The organism is Streptomyces sp. NPDC043854 (assembly GCF_056436005.1).
On the sequence record NZ_JBWKDK010000010.1, the window covers coordinates 1 to 14,980 of the forward strand.

At 72.6% G+C, this 14,980-nt stretch carries 13 protein-coding genes and 2 pseudogenes; 6 read left to right on the forward strand and 9 right to left on the reverse strand.

Annotation, left to right across the window (positions count from 1 at the left end; genetic code table 11):
* The first annotated feature begins 20 nt into the window (after nt 1-20).
* Together AC068A_RS12015 and AC068A_RS12020 are read left to right on the forward strand one after the other, a co-directional pair.
* The gene (locus AC068A_RS12015; protein WP_478584220.1) at nt 21-1,592 is read left to right on the forward strand and encodes a DNA primase family protein; all 1,572 of its coding nucleotides are present in this window, start codon (nt 21-23) and stop codon (nt 1,590-1,592) included.
* A 222-nt stretch (nt 1,593-1,814) separates the two neighbouring features.
* Nucleotides 1,815-2,192, forward strand: coding sequence for a DUF6009 family protein (locus tag AC068A_RS12020; protein WP_478583962.1), 378 nt, complete (start codon nt 1,815-1,817; stop codon nt 2,190-2,192).
* Nucleotides 2,193-2,638: 446 nt separating this feature from the next.
* Here the strand turns inward: AC068A_RS12020 and AC068A_RS12025 are convergent, their stop codons facing one another.
* Entirely contained in the window at nt 2,639-3,634 is a 996-nt protein-coding gene (locus AC068A_RS12025) for a ParB/RepB/Spo0J family partition protein (RefSeq protein ID WP_478583964.1), read from the reverse strand.
* Entirely contained in the window at nt 3,631-4,896 is a 1,266-nt protein-coding gene (locus AC068A_RS12030) for a ParA family protein (protein ID WP_478583966.1), read from the reverse strand. Before AC068A_RS12030 ends, AC068A_RS12025 begins: the two co-directional genes overlap by 4 nt.
* A gap of 619 nt (nt 4,897-5,515) precedes the next feature.
* Here AC068A_RS12030 and AC068A_RS12035 point away from each other — a divergent pair.
* A complete protein-coding gene (locus tag AC068A_RS12035; RefSeq protein ID WP_478583967.1) occupies nt 5,516-5,725 on the forward strand; it encodes a cation:proton antiporter domain-containing protein in 210 nt (69 codons plus the stop codon).
* 1,002 nt (nt 5,726-6,727) lie between these two features.
* On the opposite strand, the pseudogene AC068A_RS12040 reads toward AC068A_RS12035, so the two are convergent.
* Together AC068A_RS12040 and AC068A_RS12045 are read right to left on the reverse strand one after the other, a co-directional pair.
* Nucleotides 6,728-6,805, reverse strand: a pseudogene (locus AC068A_RS12040) (mycothiol transferase); the annotation flags it as partial.
* A 57-nt stretch (nt 6,806-6,862) separates the two neighbouring features.
* Complete coding sequence (locus AC068A_RS12045) at nt 6,863-7,423, reverse strand: flavoprotein (RefSeq protein WP_478583969.1); 561 nt, start codon at nt 7,421-7,423, stop codon at nt 6,863-6,865.
* Nucleotides 7,424-7,599: 176 nt separating this feature from the next.
* Here AC068A_RS12045 and AC068A_RS12050 point away from each other — a divergent pair, with 176 nt between their 5' ends.
* Together AC068A_RS12050 and AC068A_RS12055 are read left to right on the forward strand one after the other, a co-directional pair.
* Complete coding sequence (locus AC068A_RS12050; RefSeq protein WP_478583971.1) at nt 7,600-8,451, forward strand: NAD(P)H-binding protein; 852 nt, start codon at nt 7,600-7,602, stop codon at nt 8,449-8,451.
* Between the two features lie 33 nt (nt 8,452-8,484).
* Nucleotides 8,485-9,438 (forward strand): AraC family transcriptional regulator, encoded by a 954-nt coding sequence (locus AC068A_RS12055; protein ID WP_478583972.1) that lies wholly within the window; start codon nt 8,485-8,487, stop codon nt 9,436-9,438.
* Between the two features lie 48 nt (nt 9,439-9,486).
* Here the strand turns inward: AC068A_RS12055 and AC068A_RS12060 are convergent, their stop codons facing one another.
* The 4 genes from AC068A_RS12060 to AC068A_RS12075 all read right to left on the reverse strand — a co-directional run bounded on the left by AC068A_RS12060 (nt 9,487) and on the right by AC068A_RS12075 (nt 12,317).
* Nucleotides 9,487-9,969: a GNAT family N-acetyltransferase gene (locus AC068A_RS12060; protein ID WP_478583973.1), complete on the reverse strand. Its 483-nt coding sequence runs from the start codon at nt 9,967-9,969 to the stop codon at nt 9,487-9,489.
* A gap of 71 nt (nt 9,970-10,040) precedes the next feature.
* Nucleotides 10,041-10,532: an anthrone oxygenase family protein gene (locus AC068A_RS12065; RefSeq protein ID WP_478583975.1), complete on the reverse strand. Its 492-nt coding sequence runs from the start codon at nt 10,530-10,532 to the stop codon at nt 10,041-10,043.
* A 61-nt stretch (nt 10,533-10,593) separates the two neighbouring features.
* Nucleotides 10,594-11,907, reverse strand: a complete 1,314-nt coding sequence (locus tag AC068A_RS12070) for an RNA polymerase sigma factor (RefSeq protein ID WP_478583977.1) — start codon at nt 11,905-11,907, stop codon at nt 10,594-10,596.
* A gap of 47 nt (nt 11,908-11,954) precedes the next feature.
* Nucleotides 11,955-12,317 carry a YciI family protein gene (locus tag AC068A_RS12075; RefSeq protein ID WP_478583979.1) on the reverse strand — a complete coding sequence of 121 codons (363 nt, stop codon included), beginning with the start codon at nt 12,315-12,317 and terminating at the stop codon, nt 11,955-11,957.
* Between the two features lie 243 nt (nt 12,318-12,560).
* On the opposite strand from AC068A_RS12075, the gene AC068A_RS12080 reads away from it, so the two are divergent.
* Entirely contained in the window at nt 12,561-13,964 is a 1,404-nt protein-coding gene (locus tag AC068A_RS12080) for an AMP-binding protein (protein ID WP_478583981.1), read from the forward strand.
* Nucleotides 13,965-14,272: 308 nt separating this feature from the next.
* Here AC068A_RS12080 and AC068A_RS12085 read toward each other — a convergent pair.
* Nucleotides 14,273-14,923 (reverse strand): annotated as a pseudogene (locus tag AC068A_RS12085) (MFS transporter); the annotation flags it as partial.
* Between the last annotated feature and the right edge of the window lie 57 nt (nt 14,924-14,980).

Sequence of the window (14,980 nt, forward strand, 5' to 3'; positions counted from 1 at the left end):
AACATCTCGCCGTGTTCGGCATGGACCCCTCCACCAACACCGACCCCCTGGGAGACACACCGGGCAACGCGCCGCCCGCCGGCAGCGCCAAGCGCGGCCGCCGCGGCGGCCGGCGCCTGCCCGCCCAGCAGAGCGCGGCCCCGGCGCCGGCCGCTGCCACGGCCACGTCGGCCGCCACTGCGGGCGACTTCATCTCCGTCGGCCTGCTGCGCAACCTCACCGACCGGGGCAACGCCAAGCTGTTCGCGCACCTCCACCACGACCGGTTCCGCCACGTGGAGGGACTGGGCTGGTACGTGTGGGACGAGTACCGGTGGAAGCGCACCGGCGGGGAGAAGGCCGCGATCTGGGCCGCCGGCGAGATGGCGGAGGAACTGCCCGGCCACGACCCGCGCGGCGTCTTCACCGACCGGGAACTGGCCCAGCACCGCAAGCGCGCCATGTCCACCTCGGGCGTGAAGGCCATGCTCGCCCAGGCCAAGGCGTCGCCCGAGCTCGCCCTGGACCCGGACTCCCTCGACGGCGACAAGTACGCCCTGTGCACCCCGTCGGGGGTCGTGGACCTGCGCACCGGCGACCTGCACAAGCCCGACCCCACCCGGGACCTGCACTCCCGCGCCACCCACCTGGCCCCCGAGGCCATGCCGACGCCCCGGTTCCACGGCTTCCTCCACCAGACCTTCGGCGACGACGACAAGGGCAAGGAGATGATCAACTTTCTTCATCTCCTGCTCGGCTACTCCATCACCGGTGACGTCGGCGGCCAGGTCCTGCCCTTCCTGTACGGCGTCGGCGCCAACGGCAAGTCGGCCCTCCTCGACGTCGTCATCAAGATCCTCGGCGACTACGCGGACGTCGCCCCGCCCGGCTTCCTCATGGAACGCGGCAAGTTCAACGAACACTCCACCGAGCTGACGGAGCTCCACGGCCGCCGCCTGTTCGTGTGCAGCGAGCTCAAGCCGCACGACAAGTTCGACGAGGCCCGCGTCAAGCTCCTCACCGGCGGCGACCGCCTCAAGGCGCGCCGCATGCGGCAGGACTTCTTCAGCTTCGAACCCACGCACAAGCTGTGGCTGCTGGGCAACCACCGCCCGGAGGTCGGCACCGGCGGCCACGCCTTCTGGCGCCGCATCCGGCTGATCCCCTTCGAACGGGTCGTCCCCGACCACCGCAAGATCGACAACCTGGCGGAGGCGCTCGTCCAGGAGGAAGGCCCGGGCATCCTCCACTGGATGATCCAGGGCGCCAGGGCCTACCTCGCGACCAAGCCGGCCCTGACCGGACCCAGCGTGGTCCGTACCGCCACCCAGGCCTACGCCACCACCGAGGACCACATCGGACGGTTCCTTGCGGAATGCTGCACCACCGGGGCCGACCTGCCCGATTCCCGTGATCTGAAAGTGGAGCAGGGAGCTCTCTACCGGGCCTACAGTGCATGGTGCCTCGACGGCGAGGGCCTGCGTCCCGCCACCACCCGTGCGTTCGCCACCCGCATCCGCGCGGAGGTCGGCGTCGCCTCACCCAGTGAGATGCTCCGCTCGAACGGGCAGAAGTTCTACCCCGGTCTGGCCCTCCTGGGCGACGAGGAGTAGACACCACGCGACGCAAACCGGGCAAACGCGACGTGATCGGCCGACGTGTGCTGCCTCCCCGGGGTGGGCACGCCTACGATGGACAAGGAAGATGAACAGACCCACCAGCCGGCGGTGGTCCACAGGGCCCCATCGCATACCGGCATCGGCACCGGCGCCGCTCGCGGCGTGGAGGAACCAGGGGCCCGGAAGGGTCGACGTGAACGAGGAAGGATCCAGGCCATGAGCTCGCTACTGACGGCAAGCGATCTCACCCACGAGGACAAAGTGGTGTGGCTGGAGGACCCCGAAGAGCTCGATTACGTCCGCCAGGCCCTGGACAAGACCCCCCGGCGCCGGGGGAAGCCGCGCTACCACCGCGACGGGCGCATGATCGGCTTCACCGAGCTCGGCGACACCGCGGAGGCGGACCCCGACAGCGGCCTGCAGAAGCGGCGGGTCTTCTACCTGCTGCCGCACGACCGGGACGCCGAGCCCGAGGGACTGTACAAGGAAGGCGCGCCGGGCGAGGCCGTCGACCCGCGCACGATCGCGCCGAGGCAGGTCGGCAAGAAGACCGCTCGTTCACAGCGTGGGCTGTCTGCGCCCACAGTTGCCTGATTCGGTCCCTTCGGTCCCTTGGGACCCTTTCCGGTTCCGGTTCGGACCCTGCCCGGTGTGCTCTTTCAGTCCCTGTGCACTCCCCCGGCCCTTGCTTGCCACCTCGGCCTGCGCGGTCGGTGGTTGGCTGCTGTTCCGCTTCTGGGGCCGTGTCGGGCTGCCCGGATGTGGTGGCCGGAAACCGTCTGAAGGTAATGGCGGATTTGAGTCCCTTCAGTCCCTCCGGTCTCTCTTGAGTCCCTGTCGAGGCCCTGTTGAGCGCTTCTTGAGTCCCTCTTGAGTCCCTTTTGGGTCCCTGTGGGCTCCGCTGAGTCCGCCTCTGAGTCCCTCTGGGACCGTCGGGTCGCCATTAACGCCGTTAACGCCCCCATGTGAAACGTACGTGGGGGCGTTAACGGCGTTAATGCCGTCAGCGCCCCCGGCGTGGGTGGTGCCCCTCCCCCGACTCAGATGCGGGTGATCAGGAGTTCCGTCACCGCCTTGAGGTCGTCCGGGGTGAGGTGGGCGGTCAGGGCGTCCGCGATCGTTTCCGGGGAGTCCGTGGCGATCGTGATGCGGGGCGTGGCGGGCGGAGCAGCTGCGGGAGCCGTGGGTGTGGGCGTCGTGAATGTGGGTGTCGGCGTCGGAGCTGGGGCGGGGGTCCGGGTGGGCGTCGGCGTTGGCGCCGGGGTCGCCGGGGCCGGAGCCGTCACCGGCGGCGGCGGTGACGGGGTTGTGCGCTGGCGGGGCGGCGCGGGGGTGTTGATGGACTCCGTGGCCGCTGCCTCCTGCTGCTCCTGCGGGAGGCGGCCGATGCGGCGGGCCGGCTCCACCTTCAGCTCGCCCGTGTCGACCTTCTCCTGGAGGGCCGGGGTCAGGTTCAGCAGGGCCAGCCGCTGGGAGACCCAGGCCGGGGTCTTGCCGAGGCGCTTGGCGACCTGGGCCTGGGAGCCGTGCACGTCCACGAGCTCCTGGAGGGCACGGGCCTGGTCCATCGGGGCCACGTCGACGCGGTGCACGTTCGCGATGAGCGCCGATTCCAGGATGTCCGCGGCCGAAGAGGCGAGGGTGTCGTTCACGTGGATGTGCAGGGTGCGCAGGCCTGCCAGGTGGGCGGCGGCCAGGCGGCGGTTGCCGTCGATGACCACGTAGGGGGCGCGGCCCAGGCCCTCCGTCTGCCCGGGGTGCGCCTCCATGAAGGCCATGCGGGTGGCGACCGCGAGGGGCTGAAGCTGACCCCGGGAGGCGAGGGACTGAGCCAGCTCGTCGAGCTCGGTCAGGTCCTCGCGCAGGTTGAACGGGTTGTGGGCGAGGGCCTCGATGGGTACCTCGGAAGGCGGGAGCACACCGGAAGTGGGGGCTCCGGTGGCCTCCGCGATGGCCGTCCGGCGGGAGCTGACGCTCACGGGCTGGGCCCGCGCGAAGGACGCCGAGACTCCGAGTTTGTCGGCCTTGCTGCTCATGAGATCTCCCGGGCCAGGGCGCGCAGGGCGACAGCCTGGTCGCCCTTGGGGGCGTAGACGAAGAGGGGCTGCTTCATGCGGACGGCCTCGCGCTGTTCCTTGAGGTCGGGTACGACGGCGACGACACGCGGATCCTTTATGTCCATCCACGCCTGGAGCGAGGAAGTCGCGATGAAGCCGCGTCGGCCGTCGTAGAGGTTGACGACGAGGCCGAGGTAGTCGATGTCGAGGCTGAGGTCGTCGCGGAGGTCGTTGATCTGGGAGGTGAGGAGGTCGTACGCGTCGGCCGAGGAGTCCTCCGCCTGGACGACGATCAGCGCGCCGGACGCGCCCTGCTGCTCGGTCTGACGGCGCCGGCCGTAGTAGATCGCGGCGTCCATGCTCAGGCCCAGGCTCGGGGGGCAGTCGATGAGGATGACGTCGTAGTCGGACTCGAGGGGGGCGAGGGCGCGTTCGAGGGAGGCCTCGCGGGCACGCACCGTGGAGAGGCGGACGTCGAGGAGGAAGGCGTCCGTGCAGGCGGGGAGGAGGTGCAGGCGGTCGCCGAAGCGGTCGTGCTCGATGGGGACGACCAGATCGGCGAGCTGGCCCTTCGCCTCGCCGGCCATGTGGCAGGTGAGGCTGTCGCCGCCGATGGGGAGGGGGTGGTGGCCGAGCTGCTTGGTGAGGTGGCCCTGGGGGTCGAAGTCGACCAGCAGGACGCGCATGCCGAGGCCCGGGAGGTCCTCCAGGTCCAGGGGCGGGGTGCCGGTGTCCGGGTGGAGGGGGGCGGCGTCTTCGGGAGAGGAGCGGCGGGCCAGTTGGCGGGCCACGCGGACGGGGTGGAGGGCGTCCGGGTTCTCGGCCAGCGCTTCGCCGGTGCCGGCGGTGACGGCGGTCTTGCCGACGCCGCCCTTCTGGTTGCACACGACGATGCGGCGTACGACGGAGGGCCGCTTGACGGTGGGGGCCGGGTTCATCTCCAGCCAGAGGCGGACGGCTTGGGCCAGACCCTGGATGAGGGAGACGCCGCGATCCTTGGCGTCGGCGCGGAAGGACTCCCACTGGCCGGCGGGCAGCCAGGTGGAGAACGACTCGGCGCCCGAGGTGTCGACGGGGGAGGGGGTGGACGCGAGCGCGCTCCAGTGCGCGATGCCCTGGTGGACGGCGTCCTGGATGTCGACCCGGAGTTGGGCGGTGCGGATTTTCAACTCCTGGCGGAGCCACGGGGGCAGCTTGGAGACGACCTTCTCGCGGTCGCTCTGGGAGGAAGGCGAAGTCATGAGAGGGACTTTACTAACGTTCCGGGGTGGATGTGGGCGCCACGCTTGAGTTTTGCTAACGGATTGGGGTGCATGTCGTCCGTCCTGGTGCTGCTGCGGGGTGCGGCGGGGTTGCGGCGGGGGCGGAGGTCCGGGGCGGAGGTCCGGGGCGGGGAGGCCGAGTTCGGCGTGGCACTTGCGCGAGCCCGTCGCTGCGAAGTGCGGTATGCGGTCCGCGGGCGCGATCCCCGGGAGCGGGAGGTTCCACCGTGTTTGCCGTGTCGGACCGGGCCGCCGGAAGTGAGGCTGACACCAGGGCCAAGGGTAGTGGTGCGGCGGGGGACTGGGTGGGATTGGCGTTAACGCCGTTAATGGGGTGCCCGTGGCACGATTCCCCGTTGGTACTGGTCGCGCTGGTTATGCCGGTCACTGTTAACGGCGTTAACGCCGACCCCTGGAAGTGTGGGGGGATGTTCGTTGCGGCGCCGGGGTGCGGCGGAAGCCTGGTGCGGTGGGGGCGATACGTGATCCGTTCGAGGCAATGCTCGTTGCCGTGCCCGTCCGTGTTCTCGCGTGCGGTGCGGTGGTGCGGTGGTGCGCAGGCTCGGGCAGCCGGCCGTGGTGGGGGAGATTCATTCTGGTGGGGATCGTGCTCGGGCCGTCGCTGCTCGGGTGGCTCTGGCCGGAGGGGAGCCAGTGGCTGCTGCCGGGGGAAGTGCTCCCGTACCTGGGGGTGCTGGGGAACCTGGGGCTGCTGGTCTTCATGTTCCTCGTGGGGCTTGAGCTGGATCCCGGCCTGCTGCGGGGACGGGGGCGGGCCGTCGTGGCCGTCAGCCAGGCGAGCCTGTAGGTGCCGTTGGGGCTGGGGGCGCTCTTGACGCTGGCGATGTACGGCTCGCTCGCGCCGGAGGGTGGCTTTGGTGACGACAGGGGTTACGGAGCCGGTGGTGCGTGGGTTGAGGGGGCTGGGCGGGGTGGGCATTAACGGCGTTAACGGTGCGGCCCGCTGTGTGGGGTTTGGTCCTGGTGGTCTGTGCAGCAGACCTCGGCTGCGGCGTGCCCGTGGCGGGGGGCGCTGGCGCCCGGAGGCGGAAGGCGTTAACGGCGTTAATGCTGTTTCCCGGGCGGCGCTCGGGGGCGGTGCTGTTGTGGCAGCGAGCGTCGCGACGGGAGCCTGGGCGTTAACGCCGTTAACGGTCACCTGAGAGCCGCTCTCAGCCTTGCGGCGAAGACCCACGGACGCGGATGGAGTGGGGCCTGAGCGTTAACGGCGTTAATGGTTTGTGGTCGGGTGGGCGCCGGGGCGCGCGGGCCGGCTGGGTGCGGGTACGGGTGCGGCGGGGTTGTCCCCTACCCGGGCCGCGCCGGAGAGCCCGCCCGGGGTGGGCTGCCTCCAGGGTGGGTTCGGGCTGCACCGTTAACGGCGTTAACGGTGCAGCCCGTGCTTAAGGCGGTTCTGCTGTGGTGCTGGGTGCGGGGCGGGAGGGCTGGGCAGAGCCAGCAGGCGTTAACGCCGTTAACGGTCTGGGGCTGACCTGCTTCCTGGGGGCTTTGAGCTGTGCTCCCGAAGGCCGCTGTGTTCTCCCCGTTGGCCGACGGCGGCGGCATCCTGCTCACCGTTCACCCGCGCAGCTGATGCCGCCCAAAGGGTGCACCTGGGGCCGGCGCGGCCGCACCCCGGTCGCCTTCAGTCGTACCGGACCGGCATCCTCGACGGCTGCATGGCCGCAGTGCGCGTCGGTCGCGGGGCGTTAACGGCGTTAACGGCGTTAATGGTGGGCGTGGTTCCCGTTCCCTGGTGCGGGGGCCCGGGGCCCGGGGGACTCGGGCGCGGCCAGGGGTGCTGCGCTTGTTACTTGCCTACTCTGCCGTCGATGCGTTCGCGGAGGAAGTCGGCGTGGCCGCAGTTGCGGGCGTACTCCTCGATCCTGATCCCCTGCCCCGGTCCCGTCCGGTGCGGGTCCGGGGGCTGTGGGTGTTAACGCCGTTAATGGTTCCGGTTCGCGGGATGGGGGTGGCTGTCCACCGTGTCCAGCGCCAGCTGCCAGGGGAAGTGCGGCGGGGCGTCGACGCCGGGCGGGCCGGGGACGAAGCCGTCCTCGCCGAACAGGACCGTGACACCGGCGCCGCGCAGGGTGGCCAGGGACTGGTCGAACTGCGGGTGCGCGGCGAGAGCGGCGTTGGTGCAGGGCATCGTGACGACCGGGGTGCCCTTGCCGAGGGCCTCGGCGGCGACGCCCAGGGCGAACTTGTCGGTCAGGCCCAGGGCCCAGGCATTGAGCGAGTTGAACGTCGCCGGCGCGAAGAGCAGGGCGTCCGCGGCCGGCCAGACGTCGGGGTCGCCGGGAAGCTTGTACTGCCAGCGCACCGGGTTGCCGGTCAGCGCCGCCAGCCCGTCGAGGCTTTGGGAGATCCAGTGGGCGGCCATGGGGGTGAGGCCGAGGCAGACGTCCCAGCCGCGGGACTGCGCGTCCTCGATCACGTGGGCCACGTCGAAGACGGGTGGGGCGGCGGAGCAGAGCAGGTAGAGACTCTTGGTGCGGGTCATACCGACATGTGATCACATTCCTTGACCCCAACCACACTTGAGGCGGCCCGAGCGCTGCCATGAGGCTGCTGACGGCATGCCAGAACACCGAGCCGGAAGGCCCGGGTGGACGCTCGCGTATGCGGGTGAGGGTCTCGGCCATGGCCCGTCTCGGGCCGGCGGGCTTGACTGGGGGCATGGCCGACATCGAGAAGAACATGCAGAACGACGTGCAGGGTGTGCGCGATGTGTTGGTGATCGGGGGGCGTGGGAAGACCGGGCGGCGGGTGGTCGAGAGGCTCAGGGCGCAGGGCCGGGGCGTACGGGTCGGCTCGCGCAGCGGGGATCCGGCCTTCGACTGGACCGAGCCCGGGGGATGGGCCGCCACGCTCGACGGGGTCGACCGGGTCTACGTGACGTACTACCCCGACCTCGGGCTCCCCGGCGCGGAGGAACGGGTCGCCGCCTTCGCGAAGGGGGCCGTCGCCGCCGGGGTCCGGCGGCTGGTGCTGCTGTCCGGCCGGGGCGAAGAGGGCGCGCAGCGGGCCGAGGAACGCCTGAAGGAGTCCGGGGCCGACTGGACCGTCGTACGCGCCGGCTGGTTCGCCCAGAACTTCGACGAGGGAATCTTTGCGGACGATGTGCGCGGCGGCACCATCGCCCTGCCGACCGGGGACGCCGTCGAGCCGTTCGTCGACGCCGGCGACATCGCCGACGTGGTCGTCGCCGCGCTGACCGACGACCGGCACATCGGCCGGACGTACGAGCTGACCGGGCCGCGGCTCATGAGCTTCGCCGAGGTCGCGGCCGAGCTGTCGAAGGCGACCGGACGAGAGATCGCGTACGTGCCCGTCTCCGACCAGGCCTACCGTGCGGTGCTGCGGGAGCAGGCGGAAGTGCCGGAGGAGTTCGCGGAGCTGTTCGAGATGCTTCGGGACGGGCGCAACGCGCAGATCGCGCACGGCGTGCGGGAGGTGCTCGGGCGGGAGCCCCGGGACTTCGCCGCGTACGCGCGGGACGCGGCATCGACCGGTGTATGGGACGGGTGACCGCTGCGGCCGCGCGCAGGGCACGATGAGGCCGTGGACATGATGACGGGACTCCTCGAAGGGCCGAAGGCCCGCGGGGCGCTCCTGCTCAAATCGGTGTTCAACCCGCCGTGGGCGGTGCGGATCGAGGACCGGGCCCCGCTCACGGTGCTCACCCTGGTCCGCGGGTCGGGCTGGCTGCTCCCCGACGGGGGCACGCCGGTGCCGATCGGTCCCGGAGACGTGGCCGTCGTACGGGGACCACGGCCGTACACGATCGCGGACGCGCCCGGGACACCGGTGCAGGTCACGGTGGACGCGGACCAGCAGTGCAGCACGCCCGACGGCGAGGACCTCGGCAGCGCCATGGACCTGGGCCTGCGCACCTGGGGCACCCCGGTCCCGCACGAGGGGGCCGCGGTCATGCTGACCGGCACCTACCTGGAGCCGAGCGAGGTCGGGCGGCGGCTCCTGAACGCGCTGCCGGCCGTCCTGGTCCGGCCGGCAGCTGCGGCGGACACCACCCTGATCGGCCTGCTGACCTCCGAGATCACCCGCGACGAGCCGGGCCAGGCTCTCGTCCTCGACCGGCTGCTGGACCTGCTGCTGATCGGGGTGCTGCGCACCTGGCTCGCCGACCCGGCGTCGGGGGCGCCGGGCTGGTACCGGGCGCAGAGCGACCCGGTGGTGGGCCGGGCGGTGCGGCTGCTGCACGAGAACCCGGCGCACGGCTGGACGGTGGCGGAGCTCGCGCGGAAGGCCGGGGTGTCCCGGGCATCGCTGGCCCGGCGGTTCACCGAGCTCGTCGGGGAGCCGCCGATGGCCTACCTGACGGGGTGGCGGCTGGTCCTGGCGGCGGATCTGCTGCGCGAGCCGGACGCCACGGTCGCGTCGGTGGCCCGGCGGGTGGGGTACGGGTCGGCGTTCGCGCTGTCGGCGGCGTTCAAGCGGGTACGGGGGGTCAGCCCGCAGGAGTTCCGGGCCGCCGCGACCTCTGCTGCCGGGTGACGTGAGGCGCGGTCAGGCGGGCGGCCCGGGCGGACGGTCAGGTTTCGTTCAGGGGGTCGGCGGGAGGTCCCGTACGCCGACGGTCTGGCCTCCGCTGGTCTCGCCGGTCAGTCGGAAGCCGAGGGCCCGGTAGAACGGCTCGGGGGAGCCCGGGCCGGGCTCCCACGTGACGAACACCCGGGACGCCCCGCGGCGGCGCAGCTCGTCCGTGACGGCCTCGACGGCGAACCGGCCGTAGCCCTTGGCCTGGTGGGCGGCGTCGATGTTCAGGCGCCAGATGCCGGAGCGGATGTCGGAAGGATCGCGCTCGGGGTCCCAGGCTATGTCGACGAAGGCCATGACGAAGCCGACCACCGTGTCGCCGTCGACGATGGCGCGGGGCCAGGCGACCTGGCCGTGGACGTAGGCCTCGGCGAGGGACTTGACCACGGGGGAGACGAGGTGCTCCTGGTCGGGGCGGACCCGGACCGCGCAGACGGCGTCGAAGGTGGCGGCGGTGACGGGTACCAGGCGCAGGGCGGAGGTGCTCATGATCGCAGCCTACCGACACGGGCGACCGGGTCCGCGGGCGTCGGGTTAGACCGGTCGGCCCTTCGATCGCGTCAGGTCTGGGACAGGGCCCAGGCGAGGCAGGCGAGGGCTACGGTGCACAGGAGGGTGCGCCAGCGGTTGGCGGGGACCCACCGCGACTCGAACGCGCGGCGGACGGCCGCCGGGTCGGCGATCCGGTCCACCGGGCCGGCCTGCTCCAGGGCGTTGTTCAGCGGGATGTTGACGCGGCCGGTGACGCCGAGGGCGAGGAGGTACGCGACGAGGGCGGCCGTCAGCGGGACGCCCGCCCCGGACCACCCGTCGCCGACGGCGACGTGCAGGGTCAGGGCGAGCGCGGTGAACAGCAGGGCGCCGAGGAACACGAGCAGGAACAGTCCGTTGATGATGGCCGTGTTGATGCGCTGCATGACCTGGATCAGGGTCCGGTCGTCGAAGCGTTTCAGGGCGGGCATCACCGAGATGTCGAAGGCGAAGAACAGGCCCGCCATCAGGCCCGTCGTGACGGTCGCGGCGATGAGTGAGGCGACTCTTGCGGATTCCACGTTCGCTTCCCCCTGGTGGTGGTCGAATCGTCGGCGGCCGGTGACAGCCGATCGTTTCACGTCACCCCGGGCCTCCGATCGCGTTTTCCGCGCGCCGCGCGCGTTCCGTGAGGTGGCGTCGCTCGGGCGCGGCGGCGGTGCGGCGGGCCGCCGCGCGGAAGGCGTCCGCGGCGGCCGTGTGCTCGCCCAGCAGTTCCAGCAGGTGGCCGCGGGTCGCGAGCAGCCGGTGGTGGCCGGCCATGCGCTTGTCCTGCTCCAGCCGCGCCACCAGATCGAGCCCGGCCGCCGGGCCGTGGACGGCGCCGACGGCGACCGCCCGGTTGAGGGTGACCATCGGGTTCGGGCCGAACCGCTCCAGCAGCTCGTACAGGGCGAGGATCTGGGGCCAGTCGGTCGCGTCGGCGTCCTCGGCCTCGGCGTGCACGGCGGCGATGGCCGCCTGCACCTGGTACGGGCCCGGCTCGCCGTGCGGCAGGGTACGGGCGACGAGGTCCAGGCCCTCGGCGGTCAGCGCGCGGTCCCACTGGCCGCGGTCCTGCTCGGAGAGCGGCACCAGCTCCCCGTGCGGGCCGGTGCGGGCCGGGCGGCGGGCGTCGGTGAGCAGCATCAGGGCGAGCAGGCCGGCCGTCTCGGCGTCGCCGGGCAGCAGGCGGTGCAGCATCCGGGTCAGCCGGATCGCCTCCGCGGACAGCTCCGGCGCCGTCAGATCGGGGCCGCCGGTCGCCGTGTAGCCCTCGTTGAAGACCAGGTACAGCACGTGCCGTACCTCGGCGAGCCGCTCGGCGCGCTCCGCGCCCTGCGGCAGGGCGAAGGCGGCCGCGGCCGCTGACGCGGCCGCGGACGCCTTGACCGTCTGCTTGGCCCGGCTGATGCGCTGCGCCATCGTCGCCTCGGGCACCAGGAACGCCGCCGCGATCTGCGCGGTGGTCAGGCCGCCCACCGCGCGCAGCGTCAGGGCGATGCGGCTCGCGGGCGACAGGTCCCGGTGGCAGCACAGGAAGAGCAGGGCCAGCGAGTCGTCCCGGTCCGGGGCGGGATCGGCGTCGGCGGCGGGCGCGAGCAGGGCCGCCTGCGGGGTGGCCAGGGCGAGCGCGTCCTCGCGGCGCCGGCGGGCCGCCTCGCTGCGCACCTCGTCGACGAGGCGGCGGGAGGCGACCGTGACCAGCCAGCCGCGCGGGCTGTCCGGCAGCCCGGTGTCCGGCCAGCGGGTCGCCGCGGCGAGCAGCGCCTCCTGCACGGCGTCCTCGCAGGCGTCGAAGGCAGCGCGGCCGTGGCGGCGTACGAGGGCCCCGAGGACCTGCGGCGCCAGCTCGCGCAGCAGGCCCTCGATCGCGCGGGGCAGGTCGCCGGTCGCGCGCGGGAGGTCCCCCGTCACGGGGGGCAGGTCCCCGGTCGCGCGGGGCAGATCGGGCAGGCCGCCGGTCACAGGTCCGCCGCGGCCTCGTGCAGCACCGGCCACAGCTCCACCGGCTCCACATCGGCGAACGGCATGTCCGCGGCTATCCGCTGGGCCTCCTCCAGGCTCTCGCAGTCGAGCAGGTAGAAGCTGGCCACGTACTCCTTCGTCTCCAGGTACGGGCCGTCGGTGACCGCCGGGGCGCCGTTCTCGCGGCGTACGAGCCGGGCGGCGGCCGCGTCCGCGAGGCCGTACGCACCGATCAAGTGGCCGCTCTCGCGGTACTTCCGGTTGAACGCGTCCTGCCGGGCGATCGCCTCGGGCCAGGCCTCGGCGGGGAAGGAGTCCCACTTGGCCTGGTTGCCGTAGATCATCGCGACGTACTTCATGTCCGGGTGTCCTCCCGTCGTGCGCGCCCCTGCGGCGCGCTCTCACCCTTCGGTCGGAGCGGGCCGCGGGGCCTCGACATCCGGTGGCGGATTTCTCGGAGAATTTTTTCCGGGGGCACCGTCCCGGCCCCGGTGGTGATCAACTTATGGCCCGGGGCCGCACGCGGCCACCCCCGGGCGGCTTAGCCTGGGCAACCGGACCGCTGGGTGAAGGTGACGTGACGTGATCGCAGGAGGCTGGGCGTGCTGACCGCGCTGGACGGGGTGTACGGGGACCGCAAGGACGCGATCGCCGTCGCGGGGCGGACCGCCTCGTACGAGGAACTGCTCGGCGCGGCCCGGGCGGTGGCCGCCGACGTGGCCGGGACGCCGGCGTTCGCGGTGACCGCCACGGCATCGCTGGAGACGGTGGCCGCGGTGGTCGGCGGGCTGCTGGCGGGGGTGCCGTTCGTACCGCTGCCGCCGGATGCGGGGCCCGCGGAGCGGGAGCACATCCTGCGGGACTCCGGGGCGGTCCTCGTCGACGTGGACTTCGCGCGGCGGTCGTCGGGCTCTGCGGGATTGCCGGGCTCGGCGGGGCCGGCGGGCTCGGCGGCGCCCGCGGGATCCGGCGGCGCGCCCGGGGATCCGGCGCTCGTGCTGTACACCTCCGGGACCACGGGCGCGCCCAAGGGCGTCGTCCTGACCGGCGAGGCGATCGCCGCCGACCTGGACGCCCTCGCCGAGGCCTGGCAGTGGAGCGCGGACGACACCCTCGTGCACGGGCTGCCGCTGTTCCACGTGCACGGGCTGGTGCTCGGCGTGCTCGGGGCCCTGAGCACCGGCAGCCGCCTCGTGCACACCGGTCGGCCGACGCCCGAGGCGTACGCGGCCGCGGGCGGCAGCCTGTACTTCGGGGTGCCGACGGTGTGGTCCCGGATCGCGGCCGCACCGAAGGCGGCGGGCGCCCTGTCCGGGGCGCGGCTGCTGGTGTCGGGCAGCGCGGCCCTGCCCGCGCCGGTCTTCCGGGAGCTGGAGCGGCTGACCGGGCTGCGGCCCGTGGAGCGCTACGGGATGACGGAGACGCTGATCACGGTGAGCGGGCGGGCCGGCGGCGAGGTGCGGCCCGGCACGGTCGGCACGCCGCTGCCGGGCATCCGCACCCGTATCGCGGCCGAGCCGGGCGCGGAGATCGGCGAACTCCAGCTGACCGGGCCGACGCTGTTCCAGGGGTACCTGGGGCGTCCGGAGGCCACCGCGGCGGCGTACACGGAGGACGGCTGGTTCCGTACCGGCGACATCGCGGCCATCGACGAGGCGGACGGGGTGCACCGGATCGTGGGCCGGGCCTCCATCGACATGATCAAGTCGGGGGGCTACCGGGTCGGCGCGGGGGAGATCGAGAACGCGCTGCTGGACCATCCGCGGGTGCGCGAGGCGGCGGTGGTGGGCGTCCCGGACACGGACCTGGGGCAGCGGATCGTCGCGTTCGTCGTCGCCGAGGGGGTGACGGGGGCCGAGCTGACGGACTTCGTGGCCGCGCACCTGTCGGTGCACAAGCGGCCGCGCGAGGTGCGGTTCGTCGCGTCGCTGCCGCGCAATGCCATGGGCAAGCCGCAGAAGAAGCTGCTGCTGGCGGGGGAGACGGGCGAGGGCGCGGCGGGGTGAGGCCCGTACCGGGGGCGGGCAGCGTCGAGGCAGGCCTCGGCGATCTCCTCGATGCGCGGCGCCAGCAGGCCGATCCGCCGCTTGGTGGACTGGCCGGCCACCAGACGCCGGTAGCGGCTGTGCTCGGGGGCGTCCGTGCCGATGACGAAGCCGGGCTCGGCGGGCTGGATCGGCTCCGTCCCGAAGGGGTGGTCGTAGGGGGCGTGGTGGTGCAGCTCCCGGCGGGCGCTGAACTCGGGGTCGGCCAGCAGCGACCGCACTTCCGGGTGGCTGGTGATCAGCCAGCCGCGGTGGCCGTCCGGGAGGATGCCGTCGAGCTGCTGCAGCAGCTCGACCTTGGTCCCCTCGTCCTCGGTGACGGACTCGAAGACCAGCTGCCGATCGGCGAGTTCTCCCAGCTCCGTGCCGAAGGAGACCCGGGACAGCACGGCGGCCCGCTCGTCCTCACCGAGTCTCCCCTTGGCCGCGGCGGCGTCCAGGGAGCGCTCCAGCCGTGCCCGCGCGGCGTCCCGGGAGCGGTCCGTGGTGACGAGGACGCGGACGTCGCAGCCGGCACGGGCGCACACCTCCGCGATGCCGGCGCCGATCGGCACGTTGATCCAGAAGACCGCGCGCCAGCCGGTCCCGAACAGGTCGAGGTCGGTGAGCGGGCCGCCCACCACAGGGCCTCCGATACTGCCCGCGCTGATCGCAAGTCCGGTGACCACGGAGGCGATTTCCCACTCCTCGGGCCGGAACGGCCGCCTGATCACGGCCATGCCCTGGGGCAGGATCAGGGCAACCATGGCGCCCTGGGCGACCCGGCCCGCCGCGAGCAGCTCGGGCCAGGGCGCTGCCGCGACCACCCCCGAGGCCAGCCTGAAGCGGGCGATGCCGATCAGGAACACCGGAAAAAGCACACCACGGGACCCTGCGAAGTCCGGGGCTTCCGCGGCGACCACTTCGTCCTCACCGAGCACCTGCCGGAAATCACGGGGCTCGTCACCGAGGCGGCCGTCATCGGCTGAGTCCGCCGC